Source organism: Actinacidiphila sp. bgisy160 (assembly GCF_965342435.1).
Classification (GTDB): Bacteria; Actinomycetota; Actinomycetes; order Streptomycetales; family Streptomycetaceae; genus Actinacidiphila.
Map to the genome: position 1 here is coordinate 1 of NZ_CBDRCM010000022.1, position 25,381 is coordinate 25,381.

Genomic DNA, 25,381 nt, shown 5'->3' on the forward strand with positions numbered 1-25,381 from the left:
GTAGCCGTCGGCAGACGTCAGTGGACGTCGCCCATGAGCCGGATGACGCGCTTGCGGTACAGCACGAAGGCCGCGCCCGCGGCGAGCGCCACGAAGCCCTGGACCGCGAAGGAGGTCTCCGACAGGAAGGCGTCGCCGATGACCAGCTGCAGGATGGCGGCCACACAGTCGCCCGCCGTGACGGCGAGGAACCACAGGCCCATCATCTGGCTGGCGTACTTGACCGGGGCCAGCTTGGTGGTGACCGACAGACCCACCGGGGACAGGCACAGCTCGGCGGCGGTCTGGATCAGGTAGACCACGGCCAGCCACAGCGGAGTGACCTTGACGTCGCCGGAGGCGGCGGCCTGGGCGAGCATCATCACCACGAAGGAGACGCCGATGCCGGCGACGCCGAGGGCGAACTTCACGGTCGTGCTGGGGTTCCTGCGGCCCAGCGTCATCCACAGGGCGGCGAAGACCGGGGCGAGCGCCATCACGAAGAGCGGGTTCAGCGACTGGAACCAGCTCTCGGGGAAGTTGAAGCCCCACAGGGTGGACGCGGTGTGCTCGGAGGCGAAGACCGTCAGGGTCGAACCGGACTGGTCGTAGATCATCCAGAAGACGGCGGCCACGACGAAGAACCAGATGTAGCCGCTGACCTTGGACTTCTCGTCCGAGGTGAGCTCCTGGTCCCGGCGGATGCGGGTGAAGTAGTACGCCGGCAGCGCCAGGCCCAGCAGGGAGAGCGGCCAGAGCACCCAGTTGATCGTGAAGTGGCCGGTGAAGGTGACCACGCCGTAGAAGACCACCGCGACGGCCAGCCAGATCAGCGCCCTCTTCATCAGGCCGGCGCGCTCGGCGGCATCGAGCGGCGTGGGAACCATGCTGGAGACCGGTGCGAGGTGCTTGGTGCCGATGAGGAACTGGGCCAGGCCGAGCCCCATGCCGACACCGGCCATGGCGAAGCCAAGGTGCCAGTCGACCTGCTGGCCGACGGTGCCGATGGCGAGCGGCGCGAGGAAGGCACCGAGGTTGATGCCGATGTAGAAGATCGTGAAGCCGCCGTCCCGGCGCGGGTCGTTGCGGTCCGGGTAGAGCTGGCCGACCATCGTGGAGATGTTCGACTTCAGCAGGCCGGAGCCCACGGCGATGAAGACCAGGCCGACGAAGAACGACGCCTTCACCGGCACGGCCAGCAGGAAGTGGCCGATCATGATGATCGTGCCGCCGATGGCGACCGTACGGCGCGGGCCCCACAGGCGGTCGGCGAACCAGCCGCCCGGCATCGCCAGCAGGTACACCGTGGCGGTGTAGACGCTGTAGATGGCGCCGGCGGTGGCGGCCTTCATGCCGAGGCCGCCGTCCGCGACCGAGGCCGTCAGGTAGAGGACGAGCAAGGCCCTCATGCCGTAGTAGCTGAAACGCTCCCACGTCTCGGTCATGAAAAGAGTGGCCAGGCCGCGGGGGTGGCCGAGGAAGGTCTTGCCGCCGTGTGCAGGGGTGTCCTGCGGAGCGGCGCCCTTCGTCAGGCTGGACGCCATGGACTTTTCCTTGCTGCTCGGGACGCGCTGCGAGAGCGGTGCGCGCCCGGGTGGGGGGTGACCGGCACCGGGGCGCGCGAGGGCGCACCGGGATCCACGACCGACGCCTTCACAGGCGCGGTCCCGGTCCACAGGTCGTTGACTGAAATGCTGGTGGGGACCAGCCCCGTCACAGAAGGGCCCTTCGACGCGTGGCGCGCGCCAAAGGTCCCCTGGACCGATTCGGGCTTTTGGTTACCTTATGGCAGCACGAGATGTGCTATATGGGCCGACTTGAGAGGTACCTCACAACGGTCGCGGCCCGCCCGGCGTGCGGTTTCCCCGGGCGGACTACCATCAGCCCATGACCCGCGTACTGCTCGCCGAGGACGACGCATCCATCTCGGAACCGCTCGCACGCGCGCTGCGCCGCGAAGGGTACGAGGTCGAGGTGCGCGAGGACGGACCCGCGGCGCTCGAAGCCGCCCTGCTCGGCTCCTTCGACCTTCTGGTGCTCGACCTGGGGCTGCCCGGAATGGACGGGCTCGAGGTGTGCAGAAGGCTGCGCACCGAGGGCCATGGCTTCCCGGTGCTGGTGCTCACCGCCCGCGCCGACGAAGTGGACACGGTGGTCGGCCTGGACGCCGGCGCCGACGACTACGTGACCAAGCCCTTCCGGCTGGCCGAGCTGCTGGCCCGGGTGCGGGCACTGCTGCGGCGCGGCACCGCCGAGGCCCAGCATCCCTCCACCCAGGGCGTGCGGATCGACGTCGAGTCGCACCGCGCGTGGATGGGCGACGAGGAACTGCAGCTCACCGCGAAGGAATTCGACCTCCTGCGCGTGCTGGTGCGCGACGCGGGCCGGGTGGTCACCCGGGAGCAGCTGATGCGCGAGGTCTGGGACACCACCTGGTGGTCCTCCACCAAGACCTTGGACATGCACATCTCGTGGCTGCGCAAGAAGCTCGGCGACGACGCGGCGGCGCCGAGGTACATCTCCACGGTGCGTGGAGTCGGCTTCCGGTTCGAGAAGAACTAGGAAGAACCGGCACGCCAGGGGCGCTCGTGGTCTGAGACGCTTCACTCATGCGCCGCCGTCTCATCCAGTCCACGCTCGCCGTGGTGCTCGTCGTGATCGCCGTCTTCGGTGTCTCCCTCGTCCTGGTGGAGGCGCGGACGATCGAGAGCAGCGCCAAGGAGAGCGTGGACTCCGAGGCGGTGCGGCTGGTCGGCATCGTCGAGAGCAGGATGATCGGCGAGGAGCGGATCAGCCGCGAGGTGCTGGCCCAGCAGATCGCCCCCGGGCGGTACGCGCTGGTGCAGATCCCGGGGGCGGAACCGATCGCCATCGGCACCAAGCCCACGGGCCAGGTGATCTCCTCCCGGCAGACCGGCGAGCAGGGCGAGACCGTCACCGTCGAGGAGTCCCGCAGCAAGGTCAGCCGGGAGATCGGCCGCACCCTGCTGATCATCCTGGCGGTGGCGCTGCTGGCGGTGCTGGCCGCCGTGGTCCTCGCGGTGCGCCAGGCACGCCGGCTCGGCAGCCCGCTGACCGACCTCGCGGAGACCGCGGAGCGCCTGGGCTCCGGTGACCCCAGGCCGCGCCACCGGCGCTACGGGGTGCCGGAGCTGGACCGGGTCGCCGACGTGCTGGACCGCAGCGCCGAACGGATCGCCCGGATGCTGACCGCCGAGCGGCGGCTGGCGGCGGACGCCTCGCACCAGCTGCGGACGCCGCTGACGGCGCTGTCGATGCGGCTGGAGGAGATCATCGCCACCGCCGAGGACGAGGAGGCCGTCAAGGAGGAGGCGACCATCGCACTCGGTCAGGTGGAACGGCTCACGGACGTCGTGCAGCGGCTGCTCACCAACGCGCGGGACCCGCGGACCGGCTCCGCGGTCGTCTTCGACATCGACGACGTGATCAAGCAGCAGGTGGAGGAGTGGCGCCCGGCGTACCGCAGCGCGGGCCGGGCCATCTCCTCCGCGGGTATGAAGCGGCTGCGGGCGGTCGGCACCCCCGGAGCGGTGGCCCAGGTGCTGGCGACGCTGATCGAGAACGGGCTGATGCACGGCTCCGGCACGGTCGCGATCTCCACCCGGGTCACCGGTACGCAGGTCGTGGTCGAGGTCACGGACGAGGGCCAGGGCGTGCCGCCGGAGCTGGGGGCGCGGGTCTTCGAGCGCACGGTCAGCGGCCGCAACTCCACCGGTATCGGCCTCGCGGTGGCCCGCGACCTGGCCGAGGCCGACGGCGGCCGGCTGGAGCTACTGCAGCAGCGTCCTCCGGTCTTCGCGCTCTTCCTGGCACGGGAGGACCAGGCCGTCCGCGGGAAGGGCGCCGTCAAGCGCTGAGAGGCGTCAGCGCAGCCGCGCGGAGGACCGGGCGCCGCGGGTGCCGGTCCGGGGGGCGCCGGAGGTCTCGTTCCCCTTCGCGACCAGGATCGATTCTGCTTGCTGCACGGCCTCGCGGACGGGCAGCGCCTTGAACACCCAGCTGCGGTAGGACCAGAAGCGGAACAGGGTCGCCACGCCGATGCCGATGAACTTGAAGACGTTGCTCTGCAGCGGGCTGTCCCAGCCGAAGGCGTAGGTCGCCGTGTAGAGCACCCCGTTCTCGATCACCAGGCCCACCGCGCTGAACACCAGGAACAGCGTCAGCTCGCGGGTACGGCCCGTCTTGTCGCGTTCACGGTAGGTGAAGTAGCGGAAGCCCACGTAGTTGAAGGCGATCGCCACGACGGTCGCGATGATGCCGGCCCGCACGACCTGGAGGTCGGTGACGTGCCGGACGAGATTGAACGCCCCGATGTTGACCAGGACCCCCGCCCCGCCGACCGCGCCGAACTTGGCGATCTCGCGGGTCATCACCGTCAGCCGGTTCCGCAGCCCTGCCCGGGTGGTGGACCCGGTCGCACCGTCCATGTGATCGTTCGGCCCCGTCTGTGACTGGTCAGTGACCTTCATGCTATCCGGGGGTCCCGCGGGACGGCGGTCGGTGCGTCATTCGCGCCCCGATATCCTGGTGACTGTGACATTCCCGGTAGTCGGCATGATCGGCGGCGGCCAGCTCGCCCGTATGACCCACGAGGCGGGTATTCCCCTCGGCATCAGATTCAAGCTCCTCAGCGACACGCCCGTGGACTCCGCGGCCTTGGTCGCCGGGCAGGTCGTGGTGGGCGACTACCGCGACCTCGACACGCTGCGGGCGTTCGCCGCCGGCTGCGACGTCATCACCTTCGACCACGAGCACGTCCCCACCGAGCACCTACGGGCGCTGGAGGCCGACGGCATCGCCGTCCGCCCCGGGCCCGACGCGCTGGTGCACGCCCAGGACAAGGGCGTCATGCGGGCGAAGCTCGACTCCATCGGCGTGCCCTGCCCGCGGCACCGCATCGTCTCCGACCCGGCCGACGTGACGCGCTTCGCCGAGGAGGTGGGGACACCTCCCGGGCAAGACTCCGGGGGAGGGTTCCCCGTCGTGCTGAAGACGGTGCGCGGTGGTTACGACGGCAAGGGCGTGTGGGTCGTGCGCGACGAGGCCGGCGCCGCCGAGCCGTTCCGCGCGGGCGTGCCGGTGCTGGCCGAGGAGAAGGTCGACTTCGTGCGGGAGCTGGCGGCCAACGTCGTGCGCTCCCCGCACGGGCAGGCGGTCGCCTACCCGGTGGTGGAGTCCATCCAGGTCGACGGCGTGTGCGACACGGTGATCGCGCCGGCGCCGGACCTGCCGGAGGCTCTGTCGACGCAGGCCCAGCGGCTCGCGCTGACCATCGCCAAGGAGCTGGGCGTGGTGGGTCACCTCGCGGTGGAGCTCTTCGAGACCCGGGACGGCCGGATCCTCGTCAACGAGCTGGCCATGCGCCCGCACAACAGCGGTCACTGGACCCAGGACGGCGCCATAACCTCGCAGTTCGCCAACCACCTGCGCGCGGTCCTGGACCTGCCGCTGGGCGATCCGCGCCCGCGCCAGCCGTGGACCGTGATGGCCAACGTGCTCGGCGGCGACTACCCCGACATGTACGCGGCGTACCTGCACTGCATGGCCCGGGACCCGCAGCTGAAGATCCACATGTACGGCAAGGACGTGAAGCCCGGCCGCAAGGTGGGCCATGTCAACACCTTCGGCGACGACCTGCCCGAGGTGCGCGAACGCGCCCGGCACGCCGCCGACTACCTGCGAGGGACGATCCAAGAGTGAGCAATCCCGCTGGGCCGCTGGTCGGCATCGTGATGGGTTCCGACTCCGACTGGCCGGTCATGGAGGCCGCCGCCCAGGCGCTGGACGAGTTCGAGGTGCCGTACGAGGTCGACGTCGTCTCCGCGCACCGCATGCCGCGCGAGATGGTCGCGTACGGCGAGCGGGCCGCCGAACGCGGCCTCAAGGCGATCATCGCCGGCGCCGGCGGGGCCGCGCACCTGCCCGGGATGCTGGCGTCGGTGACGCCGCTGCCGGTGATCGGGGTACCCGTGCCGCTGAAGTACCTGGACGGCATGGACTCGCTGCTGTCCATCGTGCAGATGCCCGCCGGAGTCCCGGTCGCCACCGTCTCGGTGGCCGGCGCGCGCAACGCGGGCCTGCTGACGGTGCGCATGCTCGCCGCCCACGACACCGAACTGCTCGAGCGCATGCGGCACTTCCAGGACGAGCTGAACCAGCAGGCCACCGAGAAGGGTAAGCGCCTGCGTGCCAAGGTGGAGGGGTCGGCCGGCTTCGGTTTCGGAGGGAAGTAATCCATGGACCTGCTCGCACGCGCACAGGAGCTGCTCACCGCCCACCCTGTGGTGGACGGCCATAACGACCTCCCCTGGCGGCTGCGCGAGCAGGTCCGCTACGACCTCGAGCGGCGTGACATCGCCACCGACCAGTCCGCCCACCTGCACACCGACATCCCCCGGCTGCGGGCGGGCGGCGTCGGGGCGCAGTTCTGGTCGGTGTACGTCCGCACCGACCTCACCGGTGGAGACGCGGTCGTCGCCGTCCTGGAGCAGATCGACTGCGTACTCAGGCTGACCGAACGTCACCCGGCGGCCCTGCGGCTCGCGGTGACGGCGGACGACATGGAGGCCGCCCGCGCCGAGGGCCGCATCGCCTCCCTCATGGGCGCCGAGGGCGGCCACAGCATCGCCAACTCCCTGGGTGTGCTGCGGATGCTGTACACGCTGGGCGTGCGCTACATGACGCTCACCCACAACGACACCATCGACTGGGCGGACTCGGCCACGGACGAGGCGCGGCACGGCGGCCTGACCGCCTTCGGCGAGGAGGTCGTGCGGGAGATGAACCGGCTCGGCATGCTCGTCGACCTCTCCCATGTCGCGCCCGACACCATGCGCGCGGCCTTGCGGGTCAGCGAGGCCCCCGTACTCTTCTCGCACTCCTCCTCGCGTGCCGTCTGCGACCACGTCCGCAACATCCCCGACGACGTCCTGGAGCAGCTGCCCCGCAACGGGGGCGTCGCGATGGCCACCTTCGTGCCGCAGTTCATCCTGCCGGCGGCCGCCGAGTGGATCGTCGGCGCGAACGAGAACATGAAGGCGAACGGCCTGCACCCGCTCGACCAGTCCCCGAAGGCCCGGGCCGTCCAGGAGGCCTACGCGGCCGAGCACCCCCGGCCGCTCGCCGGCATCGGCACGGTCGCCGACCACCTCGACCACATGCGTGAGGTCGCCGGCGTCGACCACCTCGGTCTCGGCGGCGACTACGACGGCGTCGCCCACCTCCCCGAGGGCCTCGGCGACGTCTCCGGCTACCCGCGGCTGTTCGCCGAACTCCTGCGCCGCGGCTGGTCCGACGACGACCTCGCCAAACTGGCGTGGCGCAACGCCGTCCGGGTGCTGCGCGACGCCGGGTCGGTGGCGGCGGGGCTCGCGGGCAAGCGCGGCCCCTCCACCGCCTCGATCGAGGACCTGGACGGCAAGGCCTAGGAGCCGGGACCGCCGGCCCGCCGCTCGTCGGACGCGGGAAGCCGCCGGCGGACCCTGGTGCCCGGGCGGGCCCGGCCGCGGCGGCCGGCTCGCGCAGGACGCAGCGGTGGCTCAGCGGTTCACCGCGCTCGGCCGGGGTCAGGGGCGGGCAGGGGGCGTCGTCGATGTCCCCGCGCGCCGCCGCGTTCAGGCGCCGGGAGTCCGGGGTGCGGTGGTCGAGACGGAAGTCCGTTCTCCACTGGGAACGGCCGCCGCCTTGCGCTTGGGGGCGATGCCGGACGTCCCCTTCCCCGGAAGTCACTGACGGGCCATCAGCCGGCTCAGGCGGGGGCGGCGACCTCGGCCCAGACCGTCTTGCCCGGCCCGCCGCCGGCGTGGCGTACGACCCCCCAGTCCAGGCAGAGCCGCTGCACTATGAACATCCCGTGCCCGCCCGGCCGTCCGGCGCGGTGCGGGTTCCGCGGGGCCGGGCTGCCGACGCCGCCGTCGACGACCTCCAGGCGCAGCGCCTTCGCGTTCCGGAACAGCCGCAGCTCCTCGGGACCGCCCGCGTGCAGGCAGGCGTTGGTGACCAGCTCCGACACCACCAGCAGGACGTCCTCGGCCGCCGCGCGGCGGTCCGCGGTCGCGGCGGGCAGCCAGCCCCAGTCGTAGAGCGCCTGGCGGGTGAAGTCACGGGCGGTGGGCACCACGCCGGCCACGTCGGCGAGCGACAGCCGCCGTGCCTCGCCTTCCTGGCCGCCCTGACCGCGCGACGGCACGGCCGCACCGCCCGGGTCCGGGCCGCGGTCGTCGGCCGCAGGGGGCCGGGTGGTGCTCATCAGCGCCTCCACTCACCGATGGTCCGCCAGTGTCCGAAGTGATCCCGAGGCTCTCCTGCCCGGGCCGCTCCGGCGAACACCTCCGGATGCGGACGAAACAGGGCACGCCTCGGCGCCCCCGTGGGGAGCCGCCGCGGAGGGTCACTCCTTGAGTGCGTCGTCCAGGGTGTCGTGGACGGTGAAAACGGCCTCGGCTCCGGTGATGGCGAAGACCTTGGCCACGGCTGGCCTCATTCCGGCCAGATGGACCGCGCCGCCCGCGGCCTCGGCCTTGAGCCGGGTGCCGAGCAGGACGTTGAGCCCGGTGGAGTCGCAGAACTCCAGATGCGTGCAGTCCACCACGAGGATGCCGTAGCCGTCCTCGATCAGCTTGTCGAGCGGCTCGCGCAGCAGGTCGGCGGTGTGGTGGTCGAGCTCACCCGCGGGTGCCACGACCGCCTTCTCGCCGTTCCGCTGCACAGAGACGTGCAGCCGGTCACGCCCGGCCGTGTCGACCATCTCGCGGTCCATGCACACTCCTCCCGGACGAATCGGCGATCCGCAACTCGCACCCTACGCGCTTCCTGATCAGGGCGGTAGTCGCTCCCACGGCGGTCCGGAGATCGATGACCGCGAGGTTGCAATATCCGCGCCGAACGGGGTAGGCGTGGAGTGTGGGCTGAATTTCACGCTCCGCTTTGCCCTGCCGCCGCACCCCGAGGGAGGAGAGCATGGCACCCCGGCTCGACGCGCTTGACGCGTCGGTGACCACCGAGGCCAGCGTCCACGAGGAACACGGAACACCGTTGGGCCTGGAGGACCTCCCGGAGATCCCGCCCTTCGACGAGGTGGGTCCGGTCGACGCACGGGCCCTGTCCAAGACGCTCTTCCAGCGGCTGGAGACGCTGGAGGAGGGCACGCACGAGTACAGCTACGTACGCAACACCCTGGTGGAGCTCAACCTCGCCCTGGTGAAGTTCGCCGCCTCCCGGTTCCGCTCCCGCAGCGAGCCCGTCGAGGACATCATCCAGGTGGGCACGATCGGCCTGATCAAGGCCATCGACCGCTTCGAGCTGAGCCGCGGGGTCGAGTTCCCCACGTTCGCGATGCCGACCATCATCGGCGAGATCAAGCGCTTCTTCCGTGACACCTCCTGGTCCGTGCGGGTCCCCCGGCGGCTGCAGGAACTGCGGCTGGACCTGGCCAAGGCCGGTGACGAGCTCGCTCAGCAGCTGGACCGCGCGCCGACCGTCGCCGAGCTGGCCGGCCGGCTGCAGATCACCGAGGCCGAGGTCGTCGAGGGCATGAGCGCCAGCAACGCGTACACCGCGAGCTCGCTGGACGCCCAGCCCGAGGAGGACGACTCCGAGGGCGCGCTGGCCGACCGCATCGGCTACGAGGACCACGGTCTGGAGGGGATCGAGTACATGGAGTCCCTCAAGCCGCTGATCGCGGAGCTGCCGGCCCGCGACCGGCAGATCCTCTCGTTGCGCTTCGTGGGCAACATGACACAGTCCGAGATCGGCAACGAGCTGGGCATCTCCCAGATGCACGTGTCGCGGCTGCTCAGCCGCACCCTCGCGCGGCTGCGGCGGGGGCTGCTCGTGGAGGACTGACCCGCTCCCCTTCCCCTGTACGACACGGTGGGCCCGGTGAGAGTTCCCTCACCGGGCCCACCGCGTTCTCAGGACGGGCCGGTGAGCCGCCGGCCACAGCGCGGCGGCCGTACCGCCCGCATCTGGCGGGGGTCAGATCGACGCGCGCACCCCGCGCCGCCACACTGCGGACACCAGCGGCACTCCGGGCCGGTAGGCGAGATGGACGTGCGAGGGGGCGTCCAGCACCACCGCGTCGGCCCGCGCGCCGGGCGCGAGCCGCCCCACGTCGTCCCGGCGCAGTGCCAGCGCCCCGCCCAGGGTCGCGGCCCGCACCGCCTCGTCCGGTGTCATCCGCATGTCCCGCACGGCGACGGCCACGCAAAAGGGCATGGAGCTGGTGAAGGAGGAGCCGGGGTTGCAGTCCGTGGACAGCGCGACCGTGGCGCCCGCGTCGATCAGCCGCCGCGCGTCGGGGTAGACCGCGCGGGTGGAGAACTCGGCGCCGGGCAGCAGCGTCGCGACCGTTCGGCTGTTCGCGAGCGCGTCGACGTCGGCGTCGGTGAGGTGGGTGCAGTGGTCGGCGGAGGCCGCGTCCAGCTCCACGGCCAGCTGCACGCCCGGGCCGTGGCCGAGCTGGTTGGCGTGCACGCGCGGGACCAGGCCGCGGGCGGCGCCGGCGGTGAGGACGGCACGGGCCTGGTCGCCGTCGAAGGCGCCGCGCTCGCAGAAGACGTCGACCCAGCGGGCGTACGGGACGCAGGCGTCGAGCATGGGGCCGGTCACCAGGTCGACGTAGCCGGCCGGGTCGTCGGCGTACTCGGGGGCCACGATGTGCGCGCCGAGGAAGGTGACCTCGTCGGCGTGGGCGCCGGCGATGCGCAGCGCGCGGGCCTCGTCGTGCGGGGTGAGGCCGTAGCCGGACTTGGTCTCGATGGTCGTGGTGCCCTGGCGCAGGGCCTCGGCGACGTAGCGGGCGACGTTGGCGTGCAGCTCCTCGTCGCTCGCCGCGCGGGTGGCGGCGACGGTGGTGCGGATGCCGCCCGCCGTATAGGCCCGGCCCGACATGCGGGCGTTGAACTCGCGGGTGCGGTCGCCGGCGAACACCAGGTGCGAGTGGGAGTCGACGAAGCCGGGGAGGACGGCCCGTCCGGCCGCGTCGTAGGACTCGTCCGCGGCGGGCGCCCCCGCGCCGGGGCCCACCCAGGCCACGTGCTCGCCGTCGATGACGAGCGCCGCGTCCTCCAGCAGCCCGAGCGGGCCCTCCCCGAGCGCCGGGTCGTTGGTGACCAGGCTGCCGATGTTGGTGATGACGCTGCTGCTCATGACGGGCTTCCTTCGGCGGCGGGGACGGCGGAGATCGCGGCGGCCAGGGAAGCGCCCACGTCGTGGACGAGCTGGTGCGCGCCGTCGCGGACCACGTGGCGGCCGCCGACCACCGTGTGGCGGACGTCGGCGCCGGTGGCCGCGAAGACGGCGGTCTCGGCGCCGAGCCGGGCCGGGGGTCCGGCGGTGCGCGCGCTGTCCAGCGCGATCGTGGTGAAGTCGGCCAGCGCCCCCGCCTCCAGCCGCCCGGCGTCGGCCCAGCCCAGCGATGCGTGGCCGTCGGCGGTGGCGGCGCGCAGCAGCTGGGTGGCGGTCCAGTGGCCGCGGGTGCGGGTGCGCAGCCGCTCGTCCAGCTCCATGGCCCGCGCCTCCTCGAACAGGTCGATCACCGCGTGGCTGTCGCTCCCGAGGCTGAGCGGGCTGCCCGCCTCCTGCAGCCGCTTGGCGGGACCGATCCCGTCGGCGAGGTCCCGTTCGGTGGTGGGGCACATGCACACGGTGGTGCCGGAGCCCCCGAGCAGCGCGATGTCCTCGTCGGTGAGGTGCGTGGCGTGCACGGCCGAGGTACGCGGGCCCAGCACTCCGTGGTCGGCAAGGAGCCGGGTGGGGGTGACGCCGTGCGCCGCGAGGCAGGCCTCGTTCTCGGCGGGCTGCTCCGACAGGTGGGCGTGCAGCGGCGCCTGGCGGTCCTCGCCCCAGCGCACGACGGTGGCGAGCTGGGCGGCGGGCACCGCGCGCACCGAGTGGACGGCCGCGCCGATCCGCGCGTGGGGGCGGTCGGCGAGGGCGGCGGCGCGCTCGGCCCAGGCCTCGGCGTCGCCGTCGCTGAAGCGCAGCTGGTGCGGTTCGGGGGCGGCGCCGAAGCCGGAGGAGAGGTACACGGTGTCGAGGAGGGTGATGCGGATGCCCGCCTCGGCGGCGGCGGCGATCAGCGCCTCGCCCATGGCGTTGGGCTCGTCGTAGGGGCCGCCGCCGGGCCGGTGGTGCACGTAGTGGAACTCGCCGACACAGGTGATGCCGGCCAGCGCCATCTCGGCGTACGCGGCGCGGGCGAGGTCGAAGTAGGTGTCGGGGGTGAGCGCGGCCGCGACCCGGTACATCACCTCGCGCCAGGTCCAGAAGGTGCCGCTGCCCTGCTGGACGGAGCCGCGCAGGGCCCGGTGGAAGGCGTGGCTGTGGGCGTTGGCCAGGCCCGGCAGGGTCAGTCCGCGCAGCGTCACGGCCCCGACGGGCGGCGCGGCGGCCCCGGTGCGCACGGCGGCGATCCGGCCGTCGGGGGTGGTGTCGACGACCACGCCCCGTTCGACGCGGCCGCCGGTCCACGCGTACTCGGCCCAGTAGCTCTGCGGCGTCAGCGACACGCCAGGCCCTCCAGTACGTCGGCGAGTGCGGTCACCCCGGCCACGCAGTCGTCCTCGGTGGCCGACTCGGCCGGGGAGTGCGAGACCCCGGTGGGGTTCCGCACGAACAGCATGGCGGTCGGGACCGCCTCGGAGAGGATGCCGGCGTCGTGTCCCGCCCCGGTCGGCAGCACGGGCGCTTCCCCGAGCAGGGTGACGAGCTCGTCGCGCAGGCCGTGCGCGAACTCCACGACCGGGGTGAAGGACTCCCGGGTGACCTCGACCCGGACGCCGTCGCGCGCGCCCCGCTCGACCGCGGCGCGCTCGATCTCGCCGACCACCTCGGCCAAGGTGGCCTCGTCGGCGGCGCGCGAGTCCAGCCAGCCGCGGACGAGGGAGGCGATGGCGTTGACGCCGTTGGGCTCGACGCCGACCTTGCCGAAGGTGGCCAGCGCCCCGGCGAGCCGGGCCTTCTTGCGGGCGGCGAGCACCGTGTTGGCGTAGGTCAGCATCGGGTCGCGGCGGTCCTCCAGCCGGGTGGTGCCCGCGTGGTTGGCCTCGCCGTGGAAGTCGAACCGCCAGCGGCCGTGCGGCCAGATGGCGGAGGCGACACCGACCGCGTGCGGGGTGTCGGCCAGGTGGCGGCCCTGCTCGACGTGGAGCTCGACGAAGGCGCCGATACGGGCGAGGCGTTCGGGGTCCGGGCCGATCGCCCCGGGGTCGTGGCCGGCGCGCTCCATGGCCTGCGCGAGGGTGACGCCGTCGCCGTCGCGCAACGCGCGGGCCTTGTCGGCGGTGAGCTGTCCCGCCGTCAACCGGGAGCCGACGCAGGCGAGCCCGAAGCGGGCGCCCTCCTCGTCGCCGAAGTTGACGATCGCCAGCGGCTTGCCGGGGGCGGCGCCGCGGGCCCGCAGCTCGTCCAGCGCCGCGAAGGACGACACGACGCCCAGCGGCCCGTCGAAGGCGCCGCCGTCGGGCACCGAGTCCAGGTGCGAACCGGTGACGACGGCGTCCCCGGCGGCAGGGTCGCCGAGCCAGGCCCACTGGTTGCCGTTGCGGTCCAGCTCGTAGCTCAGGCCCCGGCCCTCGGCCTGCGCCCGGAACCAGGCGCGGCAGTCGGTGTCCGCGCCGGTCCAGGCGTAGCGGCGGTAGCCGCCGGAGCCGGAGTCGCGGCCGATCGGCCGCAACTCCGTCCACATCTCGTGGAACGAGGAGGTCACGCCTCCCCGCCTTCGACACCCTCGGCGTCCTCGCGCATGGGCACGCGCACACCGCGCTCGGCGGCGACCTCCTCGGCGCGCTCGTACCCCGCGTCGACGTGCCGGATGACGCCCATGCCGGGGTCGTTGGTGAGCACGCGGCGGATCTTCTCGCCCGCCAGCTTCGTGCCGTCGGCGACGGTGACCTGGCCGGCGTGGATGGAGCGGCCGATGCCGACGCCGCCGCCGTGGTGGATGGAGACCCAGGAGGCGCCGGAGGCGATGTTGACCATGGCGTTGAGCAGCGGCCAGTCGGCGATGGCGTCGGAGCCGTCGAGCATGGCCTCGGTCTCGCGGTACGGGGAGGCGACGGAGCCCGCGTCGAGGTGGTCGCGGCCGATGACGACGGGCGCGGCCAGGGTGCCGTCGGCGACCATCTCGTTGAAGCGCTCGCCGGCCTTGTCGCGCTCGCCGTAGCCGAGCCAGCAGATGCGCGCGGGCAGGCCCTGGAAGTGGACGCGCTCGCCGGCCATGCGGATCCAGCGGGCCAGCGACTCGTTCTCCGGGAAGAGCTCCAGGATCGCCTTGTCGGTCTTGGCGATGTCGGCCGGGTCGCCGGACAGCGCCGCCCAGCGGAAGGGGCCCTTGCCCTCGCAGAACAGCGGGCGGATGTAGGCCGGGACGAAGCCCGGGAAGGCGAACGCCCGCTCGTAGCCCGCGAGCTGGGCCTCGCCGCGGATGGAGTTGCCGTAGTCGAAGACCTCGGCGCCGGCGTCCATGAAGCCGACCATCGCCTCGACGTGCTTGGCCATCGCCTCGCGGGCCCGCTGGGTGAAGTCGGCGGGCTTCTCGGCCGCGTAGGAGGCCATGTCCTCGAAGGCGACGCCGATCGGCAGGTACGCCAGCGGGTCGTGGGCGGAGGTCTGGTCGGTGACGATGTCGATGGGCGCGCCCATGGCGAGCAGCTGCGGGACCAGTTCGGCGGCGTTGCCGAGGACGCCGATGCTCAGCGGCTTGCGCTGGTCGCGGGCCTCGGTGGCGAGGGCGAGCGCGTGCTCCAGGGAGTCGGCGCGCACGTCCAGGTAGCGGTGCTCGATGCGGCGCTCGATGGCGCGCGGGTCGCAGTCGACGCAGATGGCGACGCCGCCGTTCATGGTGACGGCGAGCGGCTGGGCGCCGCCCATGCCGCCGAGACCGGCGGTGAGGGTGATGGTGCCGGCCAGGCTGCCGCCGAACTTCTTCGCGGCGACGGCGGCGAAGGTCTCGTAGGTGCCCTGCAGGATGCCCTGGGTGCCGATGTAGATCCACGAACCGGCCGTCATCTGGCCGTACATGGTCAGGCCGAGGGCCTCCAGACGGCGGAACTCCTCCCAGGTGGCCCAGTCGCCGACGAGGTTGGAGTTGGCGATGAGCACCCGCGGCGCCCACTCGTGGGTCTGCATCACGCCGACCGGGCGGCCGGACTGGACGAGCATCGTCTCGTCCTGCTTGAGGCCCTGGAGGGTGCGCACCATGGCGTCGAAGGACCGCCAGTCGCGGGCGGCCCTGCCGGTGCCGCCGTAGACGACGAGCTTCTCGGGGTGCTCGGCGACCTCGGGGTCGAGGTTGTTCTGCAGCATGCGCAGCGCGGCTTCCTGCTGCCAGCCCTGCGTGGTGAGCGCGCTGCCGCGCGGTGCGCGTACGGTCCTCGGTCCGGCACCGGTTCCGGTCATGCCCCTGCCTCCTCGCGACTGGATTGAGTCATTCACATCCTGGTCTGCTGAATACCACTAGTCAACCGGGCCGCCGCGCCTCCTGGGCTCATCTATCACCGGAACTGCGCCCGGCCCCGCCGCGAACCCGCCCCTCACGAACCCGCACGCGGCGTCCGCCGCGGGACGCCCCTCGGACACCGGCCACTGAGACAGCCTGCCCGCCGGGCCCCTCGCACAGCCCCACCCCGCGACGGTCCGGCCCGGATGGCCGATGTCGCGAACCGACGGGGGCGAAGCGCGACGAGGACGGCCGCCCCGCCGCGGGCAACGCACTGAACGGCGTGAGCGGACCGCAGGACCGGGCCCGGGCGGCCCCCGACACCTGCGGCGCGGACGTCGCACACGGCAGGGTCACCGCCTCGGACGAGCCGGCAACGGACCCGCCGGGGCCGGACCCCGGGGTCGACGCCGACGCCCCGCACTGCCCGCCACCGGGGCGCACACCTGACCCGGAGGGACTGGGCGCCCCGAACCGACCGGAGCGAGCCGGGCGGACAGCGGCGCAGGACGGCCGCCGCACCGGAGGCAACGCGCACTGAACGGCGTGCGGGCGAAACATGACCGGCCCGGGCGCCCGCCCACCCGCACGGCGGCCCCCGGTACCCCGGCGCCTGCCGCGGAGCGACTGCCCGGGGCACCCGCCCGCAGGAACCCTCCGGCGCCCCGGCGCGGGCGTCACGCGCACTCGCTGGGACCCAGCCGCTCGCGGGCCCGGGCTGACACGATGGCCGTATGACGGAGGAACCGGCGGCACGACGGGGACGGGCACTGCGCGCGGCGGTCGAACAGGGGCTGGTCGGCCCGGACGAACCCGTGGTCGGGCTGCTGGACCTGGACGGGGTCCGGGCGGCCGCCGCCGATCTGCGGGCGGCCTTCGCGACGCCCGGGGTGGAGGTCACGCACACCTTCGCGGTCAAGGCGGCCTCCCTGGTGCCGGTGCTGCGGCTGCTGTCCGAGGAGGGCGTCGGCGCGGAGGTCGCCAGCCCCGGCGAGCTGGCCCTAGCACAGGCCGCGGGCGTACCCGCCGGGAGGATCGTGCTGGACTCTCCCGCCAAGACCCCGGACGAGCTGCGGAAGGCACTCGCCCTCGGCATCGCCCTCAACGCCGACAACCCGCAGGAACTGGCGCGGCTGGACCGGCTCGTGCCGCCCGGCACCACCGACGCCCCGCTGGGCCTGCGGGTCAACCCCCAGGTCGGCGCGGGCCGCATCGGCGCGATGAGCACGGCCACCGCCACGTCGAAGTTCGGCGTCGCCCTGCGCGACGAGGGCGCGGCGGACTGGGTGGTCCGCGCCTACCTCGACCGGCCCTGGCTCACCCGGCTGCACACCCACACCGGGTCGCAGGGCGTGCCCCTGGAGTTGATGGCGGCCGGTGTCCGCGCCGTGTACGAGCTCGCCGAGCGGATCAACGCGGCGGCCGGGCGCCGGCAGGTCACCACCCTCGACATCGGCGGCGGTCTGCCGGTCAACTTCGCCTCCGACGAGGTCCGGCCGGGCTTCCGCGCCTACGCCGACGCGCTCCGCGCCGCCGTGCCCGGGCTCTTCGCCGGGCGGTACGCGCTGGTCACGGAGTTCGGGCGGTCACTGGTGGCCAAGCAGGGCACGATCCTGGCGCGCGTGGAGTACGCCAAGACCGCCGGCGGTCGCGCGATCGCCGTGACGCACGCCGGCGCCCAGGTCGCCACCCGCACCGTCTTCGCGCCCGGCGCCTGGCCGCTGCGGGTGCTGGCGCTCGACCCGAAGGGGCGCCCCAAGGGGGGCGCCCCGGTGGTCCAGGACGTCGCCGGGCCGTGCTGCTTCGCGGGCGACCTCGTCGCCGCGGCGCGCGAACTGCCGCTGCTCGCGGAGGGCGACCTCGTGGCACTGCCCGACACGGGGGCGTACTACTTCTCGACGCACTTCGCGTACAACTCCCTGCCCCGCCCCGCCGTCCACGGCTACTCCGGGCCCGGCCCGGCCTTCCGCACCCTGCGTCGCGCCCAGACCGTCGAGGACCTCGTCCGGGAGAGCGGCGGCTGAGCGGCCGCTGGGCGACGCGACCGCGGGACGGTCACCCCGGCCGGTCGCCCGGACGGGTCAGCGGGCCGTCACGGCGCGACGGCGCGGGGACCCGCCGGGGCCCGCGTCGCCGGCCACGGGCCCGGTGGCCTCGTACCCGGGGACGGACGGGGCGGCGGGGCCGCGTCCCGCGTGCTCGGGCCGGACCCACAGCAGCGTCTCGTGCGCCCGCTCCCAGCGCCCCAGGCTCACCGCCTTGGCCCACAGCCCCGCCCCGGCACCGGCGAGCAGCATCCCCGCCGCCGCGGGCGCGGCCATGCCGGACGCGAGGGCCGCCACGAACGCCCCGAGCAGCCACCACCGCCGGGCCCGGACCCAGGCGCGCGCCGTGACCCGGCGGTCCTGCAGGAAGACGCCGCGGGGCGCGCGCACGGCCGTCTCCGCGAGCGCGGTGTACCGCCGCCGACGCGCCAGGAAGGCCACCACCGCGGCGACCACGAAGAGCGCCGCCCCGCCCAGCACTCCGATCCGGCGGCCGGTCAGTCCGGGCACGAAGACCCCGACGCCCGCCGCCACGACCCCCAGCCACCACAGCCACCGCGCCGGCACCCGCACCAGGACCGCCACCCGTGCCAGCACATACGCTCCGCGCACCACCGCTGTCTCCTCCTTCACGGCTCGTTCCGAGAGTGCTGGGGAGGGAGGTTACTCACGGCACATCAAAATTCCGTGAGAACCGCGGCGCATGCGGGGCCCCGGAGGCGGTGCCACCGCTGAGGGCGTGGGCCTTCGGGGCTGGAGTGGTGCGTAGGAACATCGTGGTCGGCCTCGATCGCTGCCGGGCCCGCGCGCAGTGCGCACCTCGCTCCCGAGGTCTTCGTGCCGCACGCGGAGGAGGCCCTGCGGTACGTCCCGGCCGTCCCGGAGGACCAGCACGAGCGCGTCCGGCGGGCCGCGGTGGCGTGCCCGGTGCAGGCCATCATCGTCGTGCTCGGGGTCGCCCAGGCCGATGGGGCGCGCGCCTGACCCGGCGGCCGGGCCCGGCCCGGCCCCGGATCACTCCACGAACAGGCCCTGCGCCGCGGCCTTGGCGTCGAACTCCTCCAGCCGCGCCTGCGCGTCCGGCAGCCCGTCGCACATCGCCTCCAGCAGCACCCGGCCGAGCAGCATCGGCGCGCACGCGGTGTCGAAGGCGAGCCCGGTGCCGACGGCCGCCGGGAGGAGGACGTCGGAGTGGGCGGCGACCGGCGCGAAGGCGCTGTCGGCGACGGTGACGACGGTCAGCCCCACGGAGCGGGCGTACTCCAGCGCCTCGACCACCTCGCGCGGATGCCGGGGCAGCGCGAAGCACAGCAGGGCGCTCGCCCCGGCCCGCACGGCCGCGTCGACGCGGTCGGCGAGCATGCTGCCGCCCTCGTCGAGGAGGCGGACGTCGGGGTGCACCTTGGCCGCGAAGTAGCCGAAGCCGCGGGCCTGGGCGGCCGCTGCCCGCAGCCCGAGCACGGGCAGCGGCCGTGACGCGGCGAGCAGGGCGCCCGCGCGGGCGACGGGGGCGGGGTCGGCGAGCAGCGCGGCGAGGTGCCGCAGGTTCTCGATCTCCGCCTGCACGGCTTCCTGGTACTCGTTGTACGTGTCGCCGGCCGGCTGCCCGGGGGGCACCGCGGCGGGGGCGACCTCGCGCAGGTGGCGGCGGAGCGCGGGGTAGCCGTCGAAGCCGAGCGCGACGGCGAAGCGGGTCACGGAGGGCTGGCTGACCCCGGCCAGTTCGGCGACCTCGACACTGGACAGGAAGGGCGCGTCGGCGGCCCGCCGGACGAGGCAGTGGGCGATGCGGCGCTGGGTGGGCGTGAGCCGGTGCGCTTCGAACAGCTTCACCAGGCGCGCCGACGCGGTGTCGGTCCCGTCGGCTCCGGTGGCGTTCTCGGTGGCCATGGCGCCCTCTCCGCTCGGCCATTCATGTGCCGATGACTCTGCATGATTCCATGCAGGAGGGCAAGGCGCCGGTTCACGCGGGCGGCAGCAGCTTCTTCTGCGGCTTGCCCATCGCGTTGCGCGGCAGCTCCGTCAGGAAGCGGACCTTGCGCGGGCGCTTGTGCACCGAAAGGTGCCCGGCCACGAAGTCGATCAGCTCGCGTTCGCCGACCCCGTCCGCCACCACATAGGCCACGATCTCCTGGCCGAGGTCGGCGTGCGGGGCGCCCACCACGGCCGCCTCGCGCACCGCGGGGTGGTCCAGCAGGGCGTTCTCCACCTCGCCCGCGCCGATCCGGTAGCCGCCCGACTTGATCAGGTCGGTGGAGGCCCGGCCGACGATCCGGTGCATGCCGTCCGGCGCGATCGCCGCGATGTCACCGGTGCGGAACCAGCCGTCCTCGGTGTACGAGGCCGCGGTCGCCTCCGGCCGCCCCAGGTAGCCGTCGAAGAGGGTGGGCCCGGTGAGCTGGAGCTCGCCGATCTCCGCGCCCGGCTCGGCGGCGATCCGGGTGCGGATCCCCGGCAGCGGCAGCCCGACGGAGCCGGGGCGCCGCTCCCCGGCCGCCCGGGTGCTGACCGTGATCAGGGTCTCCGTCATGCCGTAGCGCTCGACCGGCCGCTGCCCGGTCAGCGCCTCCAGGTCGCGGAAGACGGGCGCGGGCAGCGGCGCGCTGCCGGAGACCAGCAGCCGGGCGCCGCTCAGCGCCCTGGCGGACTCCGGGTCCCCCGCGACCCGGCCCCAGACGGTCGGCACGCCGAAGTACAGACTGCCGCCGGCCGCCGCGTACGCCTGCGGTGTCGGGCGACCGGTGTGGACCAGACGACTCCCGGTGCGCAGCGCGCCGAGCACGCCGAGCACGAGACCGTGCACGTGGAACAGCGGCAGGCCGTGGACGAGGGTGTCCTCCGGCGTCCACTCCCAGGCCCCGGCGAGGGCGTCGAGGTCGGCGGCGATCGCGCGGCGCGGGACCAGCACGCCCTTGGGCGCTCCGGTGGTGCCCGAGGTGTACAGGACGAGGGCCGTCGTGTCCGGGTCCGGCTCGGGGCCGTCCCAGGGGCGGCGCTCGGTGAGAACGGCCGGGGGCGCCTGCACGGCCCCGGAGTCGCGCAGGATGTGGTCGCGCTCGGCCGGTCCCGCGTCGGGTGGCACCGGGACGACGGGGACGCCCGCGAGCAGGCCCCCGACGACCGCCGCGACCGTCTCCAGGGACGCCGCCGCGTGCACGGCGACCGCCGGGGCACCCACGACACGGGCCGCGAAGGCGCCCGCGGCGCCGAGCAGTACCTCCCGCGAGCAGGGGCGTCCGTCGACGGTGACCGCGTCGGGGCGGTCGGAGGGGGCGTGGTGGAGGGCGGTCAGCAGGCGTGGCGCGTGTCCGGTCACGGCACGACCCTAATGGCGACCCCGGGAAGGTTCGGGGGTTTCCCCCAGTGCCACGGCGCCGATCGGTCCGTACGGTGGCGTCATGGACGCCCGTGACCCAGAGCTCAAGAAGGAATTCGCCGCCACCATCCAGGCGCGCAAGGACCTGGGGGAGGAGTACGAGTCGGCCCTCATCGACTCCTTCCTGGAGAAGATGGACCGGCGCATCGACTCCCAGGTCGAGCGGCGGGTACGCCGCGAACTGGCCGAGCAGCAGACGGCGTTCGCCCGCGCCGGGCGCCGGGTCGGCCCGGAGGCGCGCGGCCAGGGGGGCGGCCGTTTCGGCGCCCGCTACGGCTTCGGCGCCTTCTCCCTGATCATGGCCATCCCGTTGTCCGCCATCGCGGCCGAAAAGGGCGATCTGCCCGGGCTCCTCGTCGCCTGGGTCGGCATCGTCGCCGTCAACGCCGCGCATTCACTGGGGTGGCTGTTCCACGAGCGGGGCGATGCCCCTCGTCGCGCCAAGGACCCGGACGCCTGGGAGGACTGACCGCCCCGGCGACGGGCGGTCAGCGGTCCCCGCTGGTGACGGGACACGCCCCTGAAAGGGCGTCACGGGTCGGCGACGCATGACCCGGCCGGCCCGCCCGATGCCGAGGCCGCGTCCCCCGGCGCCGGGCCGGCCGCACCACCGCGATCCACATGGGTGCGGGGACGGGCGCCCGCCCCGGGCGCGCGGCCGGTCGTGACGCGCCGGACACCTTCCCGTGCCGCCGGCTCCGTTCACGCTCGCCAAGGCGGCCGGACCGGCGGTGCGACCCGCCGACCGCGGCGCGGGACCGTGACCGCTCCGGCACCCTGCTTCGAAGCCGGCCCGAGCCGGAACGCAACCGACACCGCGGCCGGCGACGACGGACGGACGGGAGTCGCCGTCCTTCAGGCCGGCGGGGTCAGGCGTTCAGCAGCGCCACCACACGGCGGGCCGCGGTCTCGTCGCGTGCCGCGGCGAAGGGCAGCGGCCCGCCCGCCATGCGGAACGGCAGTCCGTCCGCGCCGAGCACCGTGCCGCCCGACTCGGCGACCAGCAGGATGCCCGCGGAGTGGTCCCAGGGGTTGTCGTAGGCGTAGGTGGCCGCGTCGAGCCGCCCGAGCGCGACGTCGAGGTAGTCACAGCCGGCGGAGCCGCTCGCCCAGGGCTTGACGCCGTGCGCGGACCCCAGTTCGTACAGCCGCCGGTGCTGGTCGGCGGTGAGGTGCACGGGCCGGGCACCGGCCACCAGCAGCACGTCGTCCGCCTCCTGCGCGCCGCCGGTGCCCAGCCGCAGCGGCCGACCGCCGGCGTGCGCGCCCTCGCCGCGCCGGGCGGTGGCGAGGATCCCGTCGACGGGCCGGTACGTCCACGAGGCGAGCAGCTCACCGCGCGCGGCGAGGGCGACCTGGGTGACGAACGAGGCGTCGCCGCGTACGAAGTTGGAGGTTCCGTCGACCGGGTCGACGATCCAGACGGGATCGTCGCCGAGCAGCGCCCCGAGCAGCGCGGGGTCGGCGTGCACGGCCTCCTCGCCGATGACGGCGGAACCCGGCAACAGGGCGGTGAGCGTACGGGTGAGGCGTTCCTCGACGCGGCGGTCGGCGACCGTGACGAGGTCCAGCGGCCCCTTCTTCTCGTCGACGTCGCCCTCGGCGAGGCGGCCGAAGCGGGCGAGCGCCTCTTCGTCGGCCACGGCGCGTATGGACTCCTCGACGGCTGCGAACGTCTGTGCGCTGATCACGGCGGCCACTCAACCAGAAGAGCGGCCCGCGCGGGGACGCGGGCCGCTCTTCCACAGATTGCGCGGGAACCGCCGCACCCCCGGTCACCCGGGGGGCGGGACGACGGCGGTCCCCGCGAGGGACGCGGGCCGGATCAGGGCCGGGCCACACGTCCTGGGGTCACCATGGAGGTCCGGGAGCCGCTCCGGAGGTCCTTGGCGCCACATCCGTGGTGTCGGCCGGGCGACCGGTGCGCCGTCCGCCGACATCCACCAATGTGCCGGAGCCGTGTTAAGCGCGTGCTGCGCGTACGTGACGTGGGTGTACCAGTTCCACCAACCCTTGTGGCCCGGCGCTACCTGGCCTCCTCGGCGAGGAAGGCGAGCAGGTCCTGCCGGCTGACCACACCCGTCGGCTTGCCCTCGACCAGCACGATCGCCGCGTCGGCCGAGCCCAGCACGGCCATCAGGTCGCCGACCGGCTCGCCGGAGCCCACCTGCGGCAGCGGCGCGCTCATGTGCCGCTCCAGCGGGTCGTCCAGGGTGGCGCGCTTGGTGAACAGCGCGTCGAGCAGCTCCCGCTCCACGACGGAGCCTACGACCTCGGCGGCCATGACGTCGGGGTGGCCGGCGCCCGGCTTCACGATCGGCATCTGCGAGACGCCGTACTCGCGCAGCACCTCGATGGCCTGGCCGACGGTCTCCTCGGGGTGCATGTGCACCAGCTGCGGGATACCGCCGTCCTTGCGGTCCAGCACGTCGGAGACGCGGGCCTGGCCGGTGCCCTCCTCCAGGAAGCCGTAGTCGGCCATCCACTCGTCGTTGAAGATCTTCGACAGGTAGCCGCGGCCGGAGTCCGGCAGCAGGACGACCACGACGTCGTCCGGGCCGAGGCGCTCGGCCACGCGGAGCGCCGCGACGACCGCCATGCCGCAGGAGCCGCCGACGAGCAGGCCCTCCTCCTTGGCGAGGCGGCGGGTCATCTGGAAGGAGTCCTTGTCCGAGACCGCAACGATCTCGTCCGCGACGGTGCGGTCGTAGGCGGTGGGCCAGAAGTCCTCACCGACGCCCTCGACCAGGTACGGGCGGCCGGAGCCGCCGCTGTACACGGAGCCCTCCGGGTCGGCGCCGATGACCTTGACCCGGCCCTCCGAGGCGTCCTTCAGGTAGCGGCCGGTGCCGGAGATGGTGCCGCCGGTGCCGACGCCCGCCACGAAGTGCGTGATCTTCCCCTCGGTCTGCTCCCACAGCTCCGGACCGGTGGAGTGGTAGTGCGAGGCCGGGTTGTTGGGGTTGCTGTACTGGTCCGGCTTCCAGGCGTTCGGGGTCTCGCGCACCAGCCGGTCCGAGACGTTGTAGTAGGAGTCCGGGTGCTCGGGGTCCACGGCGGTGGGGCAGACCACGACCTCGGCGCCGTAGGCGCGCAGCACGTTGATCTTGTCGGTGGAGACCTTGTCCGGGCAGACGAAGATGCACTTGTAGCCCTTCTGCTGGGCCACGATCGCCAGGCCGACGCCCGTGTTGCCCGAGGTGGGCTCCACGATCGTGCCGCCGGGCTTGAGTTCGCCGCTCTTCTCCGCGGCCTCGATCATCCGCAGCGCGATGCGGTCCTTGACCGAACCGCCGGGGTTGAAGTACTCGACCTTGGCCAGGACGGTCGCCTGGATTCCTGCCGTCACGCTGTTGAGCCTCACCAGCGGGGTGTTGCCGACGAGGCTGATCATCGAGTCGTGGAACTGCACCATTGTCTCCGGGTTCTCCGTGATTGTGAGGCCAGGGTAAGCGGTTTTCCGGTGGGGGGCGGCCTCCACCGGCACCGGGCGTCGCACGCTTCACATCGGCGTTACCTACGCCCCGGAAGGTCCGGTTGTAGAGTCACACCGTGGCGCGATCACGACACGTCGCAGTTACGACACCGGCCTTATACAACCGGGGGGTGGGCGATGCCTGACCAGAAACACCCGGACTCCGTCGACGCGGGTACGGGCAACGCCGACTACGTCGCCGCGCTCAGCGGCCTGGCGGCCGTGGAGTCCGGCCTCGCCTCCGTACGCGAACGGCTCACGGCGCTCGCCGCCGTGCGCCCGTCACGGCCGGCCGAGCCGGTGATGCCGGGCGGGATCGCCGAGGTGATCCACGGCGAGGCGGAGCAGCAGCACGTGATCGAGCAGCTGCAACGCGAGGCCCGCAAGGAGGTGCTGACCTTCGTGCGACCGCCGTACGTCGCGGCGGCGGGCAACGTCGTCCAGAAGGAGCGGCTGGCCGCCGGGGTCGAGTACCGCTCGCTGTACGAGACGACGGCCCTGGTGTACCCCGGGGCGGCCGACATGCCGGGCTTCGTCGAGCCGGGCGAGCTGGCCCGGGCGGCGCCGAGCGTGCCGATGAAGCTGATGATCGTCGACGCCGAGCGGGCGCTGCTGCCGCTGTCCGGCGGCCGCGACCGGTCCGTGGTGTCCTCCGCCGGGCTGCTGCTGCTCCACCCCTCGGTGCTGGTGGACGCGCTGCTGGAGCTCTTCGAGGACCGCTGGCTGCGCGGCACGCCGCTGCGCATGCCCTCACTCGGCGAGACCGATGAGGACCCGGAGTTCCCCGGCTCCCCCGAGCTCGACGAGCAGCTGCTCTCGCTGCTGATGTCCGGGCTGCCGGACAAGGCGATCGCCTCCCAGCTCGGGATATCCCTGCGCACGCTGCAGCGCAGGATCCGGTCCCTGATGGAGTCCACCGGAACCGCCAACCGCACCCAGCTCGCCTGGTTCGTCGCGCAGCAGCGGCTGACCTGAGTCCGGGCCGCCCAGCGGTTGCGGCGGGCATCGGACGGGGCAACAAATCGTTGTACGGGTCGGGCCGCGGG

General features: G+C 73.4%; 23 protein-coding genes. 10 read left to right on the forward strand and 13 right to left on the reverse strand.

The window, feature by feature from the left end; all coding sequences use genetic code 11:
• Window positions 1-17: 17 nt before the first annotated feature.
• A complete protein-coding gene (locus tag ACRWNP_RS18730; protein WP_431962733.1) occupies window positions 18-1,523 on the reverse strand; it encodes a peptide MFS transporter in 1,506 nt (501 codons plus the stop codon).
• A 343-nt stretch (window positions 1,524-1,866) separates the two neighbouring features.
• On the opposite strand from ACRWNP_RS18730, the gene ACRWNP_RS18735 reads away from it, so the two are divergent.
• Window positions 1,867-2,541 (forward strand): response regulator transcription factor, encoded by a 675-nt coding sequence (locus tag ACRWNP_RS18735; protein WP_018559726.1) that lies wholly within the window; start codon window positions 1,867-1,869, stop codon window positions 2,539-2,541.
• Between the two features lie 47 nt (window positions 2,542-2,588).
• Window positions 2,589-3,857, forward strand: coding sequence for an ATP-binding protein (locus ACRWNP_RS18740; RefSeq protein WP_431962736.1), 1,269 nt, complete (start codon window positions 2,589-2,591; stop codon window positions 3,855-3,857).
• 6 nt (window positions 3,858-3,863) lie between these two features.
• Here the strand turns inward: ACRWNP_RS18740 and ACRWNP_RS18745 are convergent, their stop codons facing one another.
• A complete protein-coding gene (locus ACRWNP_RS18745; protein ID WP_431962738.1) occupies window positions 3,864-4,427 on the reverse strand; it encodes a GtrA family protein in 564 nt (187 codons plus the stop codon).
• 106 nt (window positions 4,428-4,533) lie between these two features.
• Here ACRWNP_RS18745 and ACRWNP_RS18750 point away from each other — a divergent pair, with 106 nt between their 5' ends.
• From ACRWNP_RS18750 to ACRWNP_RS18760, 3 genes are read left to right on the forward strand one after another with little or no spacing between them, the layout of a single operon-like run.
• Window positions 4,534-5,700, forward strand: a complete 1,167-nt coding sequence (locus ACRWNP_RS18750; RefSeq protein ID WP_431962740.1) for a 5-(carboxyamino)imidazole ribonucleotide synthase — start codon at window positions 4,534-4,536, stop codon at window positions 5,698-5,700.
• 32 nt (window positions 5,701-5,732) lie between these two features.
• Window positions 5,733-6,233 carry a 5-(carboxyamino)imidazole ribonucleotide mutase gene (gene purE / locus ACRWNP_RS18755; protein ID WP_431962898.1) on the forward strand — a complete coding sequence of 167 codons (501 nt, stop codon included), beginning with the start codon at window positions 5,733-5,735 and terminating at the stop codon, window positions 6,231-6,233.
• A 3-nt stretch (window positions 6,234-6,236) separates the two neighbouring features.
• Window positions 6,237-7,427 (forward strand): dipeptidase, encoded by a 1,191-nt coding sequence (locus ACRWNP_RS18760; RefSeq protein WP_431962742.1) that lies wholly within the window; start codon window positions 6,237-6,239, stop codon window positions 7,425-7,427.
• A 320-nt stretch (window positions 7,428-7,747) separates the two neighbouring features.
• Here the strand turns inward: ACRWNP_RS18760 and ACRWNP_RS18765 are convergent, their stop codons facing one another.
• Entirely contained in the window at window positions 7,748-8,248 is a 501-nt protein-coding gene (locus ACRWNP_RS18765) for an ATP-binding protein (protein ID WP_431962744.1), read from the reverse strand.
• A gap of 141 nt (window positions 8,249-8,389) precedes the next feature.
• Window positions 8,390-8,758, reverse strand: a complete 369-nt coding sequence (locus ACRWNP_RS18770) for an STAS domain-containing protein (RefSeq protein WP_431962746.1) — start codon at window positions 8,756-8,758, stop codon at window positions 8,390-8,392.
• A gap of 200 nt (window positions 8,759-8,958) precedes the next feature.
• On the opposite strand from ACRWNP_RS18770, the gene ACRWNP_RS18775 reads away from it, so the two are divergent.
• Window positions 8,959-9,843 (forward strand): RNA polymerase sigma factor SigF, encoded by an 885-nt coding sequence (locus tag ACRWNP_RS18775; protein ID WP_431962748.1) that lies wholly within the window; start codon window positions 8,959-8,961, stop codon window positions 9,841-9,843.
• A gap of 132 nt (window positions 9,844-9,975) precedes the next feature.
• Here ACRWNP_RS18775 and hutI read toward each other — a convergent pair whose 3' ends face one another.
• Genes hutI through hutU form a run of 4 tightly spaced genes read right to left on the reverse strand, consistent with a single transcriptional unit; the run spans window position 9,976 to window position 15,399 of the window.
• A complete protein-coding gene (gene hutI, locus ACRWNP_RS18780) occupies window positions 9,976-11,148 on the reverse strand; it encodes an imidazolonepropionase (protein WP_431962750.1) in 1,173 nt (390 codons plus the stop codon).
• On the reverse strand, window positions 11,145-12,503 hold the full coding sequence (locus tag ACRWNP_RS18785) for a formimidoylglutamate deiminase (protein WP_431962900.1): 1,359 nt from the start codon (window positions 12,501-12,503) through the stop codon (window positions 11,145-11,147). Before ACRWNP_RS18785 ends, hutI begins: the two co-directional genes overlap by 4 nt.
• On the reverse strand, window positions 12,500-13,708 hold the full coding sequence (locus tag ACRWNP_RS18790) for an allantoate amidohydrolase (protein WP_431962752.1): 1,209 nt from the start codon (window positions 13,706-13,708) through the stop codon (window positions 12,500-12,502). Before ACRWNP_RS18790 ends, ACRWNP_RS18785 begins: the two co-directional genes overlap by 4 nt.
• Window positions 13,705-15,399 carry a urocanate hydratase gene (hutU, locus tag ACRWNP_RS18795; RefSeq protein WP_431962754.1) on the reverse strand — a complete coding sequence of 565 codons (1,695 nt, stop codon included), beginning with the start codon at window positions 15,397-15,399 and terminating at the stop codon, window positions 13,705-13,707. Before hutU ends, ACRWNP_RS18790 begins: the two co-directional genes overlap by 4 nt.
• A 774-nt stretch (window positions 15,400-16,173) precedes the next feature.
• Between hutU and ACRWNP_RS18800 the strand changes: the two genes are divergently transcribed.
• Window positions 16,174-17,463 (forward strand): diaminopimelate decarboxylase, encoded by a 1,290-nt coding sequence (locus ACRWNP_RS18800; RefSeq protein ID WP_431962756.1) that lies wholly within the window; start codon window positions 16,174-16,176, stop codon window positions 17,461-17,463.
• Window positions 17,464-17,520: 57 nt separating this feature from the next.
• On the opposite strand, the gene ACRWNP_RS18805 is transcribed toward ACRWNP_RS18800, so the two are convergent.
• On the reverse strand, window positions 17,521-18,099 hold the full coding sequence (locus ACRWNP_RS18805; RefSeq protein ID WP_431962758.1) for a hypothetical protein: 579 nt from the start codon (window positions 18,097-18,099) through the stop codon (window positions 17,521-17,523).
• Window positions 18,100-18,321: 222 nt separating this feature from the next.
• On the opposite strand from ACRWNP_RS18805, the gene ACRWNP_RS18810 reads away from it, so the two are divergent.
• Complete coding sequence (locus ACRWNP_RS18810) at window positions 18,322-18,468, forward strand: ferredoxin (protein WP_431962760.1); 147 nt, start codon at window positions 18,322-18,324, stop codon at window positions 18,466-18,468.
• A 30-nt stretch (window positions 18,469-18,498) separates the two neighbouring features.
• Here ACRWNP_RS18810 and ACRWNP_RS18815 read toward each other — a convergent pair whose 3' ends face one another.
• Entirely contained in the window at window positions 18,499-19,374 is an 876-nt protein-coding gene (locus ACRWNP_RS18815) for a MurR/RpiR family transcriptional regulator (protein ID WP_431962762.1), read from the reverse strand.
• A 73-nt stretch (window positions 19,375-19,447) separates the two neighbouring features.
• The gene (locus tag ACRWNP_RS18820; RefSeq protein WP_431962764.1) at window positions 19,448-20,800 is read right to left on the reverse strand and encodes an AMP-binding protein; all 1,353 of its coding nucleotides are present in this window, start codon (window positions 20,798-20,800) and stop codon (window positions 19,448-19,450) included.
• A gap of 82 nt (window positions 20,801-20,882) precedes the next feature.
• On the opposite strand from ACRWNP_RS18820, the gene ACRWNP_RS18825 reads away from it, so the two are divergent.
• On the forward strand, window positions 20,883-21,329 hold the full coding sequence (locus tag ACRWNP_RS18825; protein ID WP_431962766.1) for a hypothetical protein: 447 nt from the start codon (window positions 20,883-20,885) through the stop codon (window positions 21,327-21,329).
• Between the two features lie 400 nt (window positions 21,330-21,729).
• On the opposite strand, the gene ACRWNP_RS18830 is transcribed toward ACRWNP_RS18825, so the two are convergent.
• Window positions 21,730-22,551 carry an inositol monophosphatase family protein gene (locus tag ACRWNP_RS18830; protein ID WP_431962768.1) on the reverse strand — a complete coding sequence of 274 codons (822 nt, stop codon included), beginning with the start codon at window positions 22,549-22,551 and terminating at the stop codon, window positions 21,730-21,732.
• Window positions 22,552-22,886: 335 nt separating this feature from the next.
• Window positions 22,887-24,272 (reverse strand): cystathionine beta-synthase, encoded by a 1,386-nt coding sequence (locus tag ACRWNP_RS18835; protein ID WP_431962902.1) that lies wholly within the window; start codon window positions 24,270-24,272, stop codon window positions 22,887-22,889.
• 201 nt (window positions 24,273-24,473) lie between these two features.
• Between ACRWNP_RS18835 and ACRWNP_RS18840 the strand changes: the two genes are divergently transcribed.
• A complete protein-coding gene (locus tag ACRWNP_RS18840) occupies window positions 24,474-25,310 on the forward strand; it encodes a helix-turn-helix transcriptional regulator (protein WP_431962770.1) in 837 nt (278 codons plus the stop codon).
• Window positions 25,311-25,381 lie beyond the last annotated feature (71 nt).

Bases quoted from the DNA above. Each gene is read 5' to 3' on its own strand.
- ACRWNP_RS18730 (WP_431962733.1), bottom strand. From the start codon at position 1,523: ATGGCGTCCAGCCTGACGAAGGGCGCCGCTCCGCAGGACACCCCTGCA.
- ACRWNP_RS18735 (WP_018559726.1), top strand. From the start codon at position 1,867: ATGACCCGCGTACTGCTCGCCGAGGACGACGCATCCATCTCGGAACCG.
- ACRWNP_RS18740 (WP_431962736.1), top strand. From the start codon at position 2,589: ATGCGCCGCCGTCTCATCCAGTCCACGCTCGCCGTGGTGCTCGTCGTG.
- ACRWNP_RS18745 (WP_431962738.1), bottom strand. From the start codon at position 4,427: ATGGACGGTGCGACCGGGTCCACCACCCGGGCAGGGCTGCGGAACCGG.
- purE (WP_431962898.1), top strand. From the start codon at position 5,733: ATGGGTTCCGACTCCGACTGGCCGGTCATGGAGGCCGCCGCCCAGGCG.
- ACRWNP_RS18760 (WP_431962742.1), top strand. From the start codon at position 6,237: ATGGACCTGCTCGCACGCGCACAGGAGCTGCTCACCGCCCACCCTGTG.
- ACRWNP_RS18765 (WP_431962744.1), bottom strand. From the start codon at position 8,248: ATGAGCACCACCCGGCCCCCTGCGGCCGACGACCGCGGCCCGGACCCG.
- ACRWNP_RS18770 (WP_431962746.1), bottom strand. From the start codon at position 8,758: ATGGACCGCGAGATGGTCGACACGGCCGGGCGTGACCGGCTGCACGTC.
- ACRWNP_RS18775 (WP_431962748.1), top strand. From the start codon at position 8,959: ATGGCACCCCGGCTCGACGCGCTTGACGCGTCGGTGACCACCGAGGCC.
- hutI (WP_431962750.1), bottom strand. From the start codon at position 11,148: ATGAGCAGCAGCGTCATCACCAACATCGGCAGCCTGGTCACCAACGAC.
- hutU (WP_431962754.1), bottom strand. From the start codon at position 15,399: ATGACCGGAACCGGTGCCGGACCGAGGACCGTACGCGCACCGCGCGGC.
- ACRWNP_RS18800 (WP_431962756.1), top strand. From the start codon at position 16,174: ATGACGGAGGAACCGGCGGCACGACGGGGACGGGCACTGCGCGCGGCG.
- ACRWNP_RS18815 (WP_431962762.1), bottom strand. From the start codon at position 19,374: ATGGCCACCGAGAACGCCACCGGAGCCGACGGGACCGACACCGCGTCG.
- ACRWNP_RS18825 (WP_431962766.1), top strand. From the start codon at position 20,883: ATGGACGCCCGTGACCCAGAGCTCAAGAAGGAATTCGCCGCCACCATC.
- ACRWNP_RS18840 (WP_431962770.1), top strand. From the start codon at position 24,474: ATGCCTGACCAGAAACACCCGGACTCCGTCGACGCGGGTACGGGCAAC.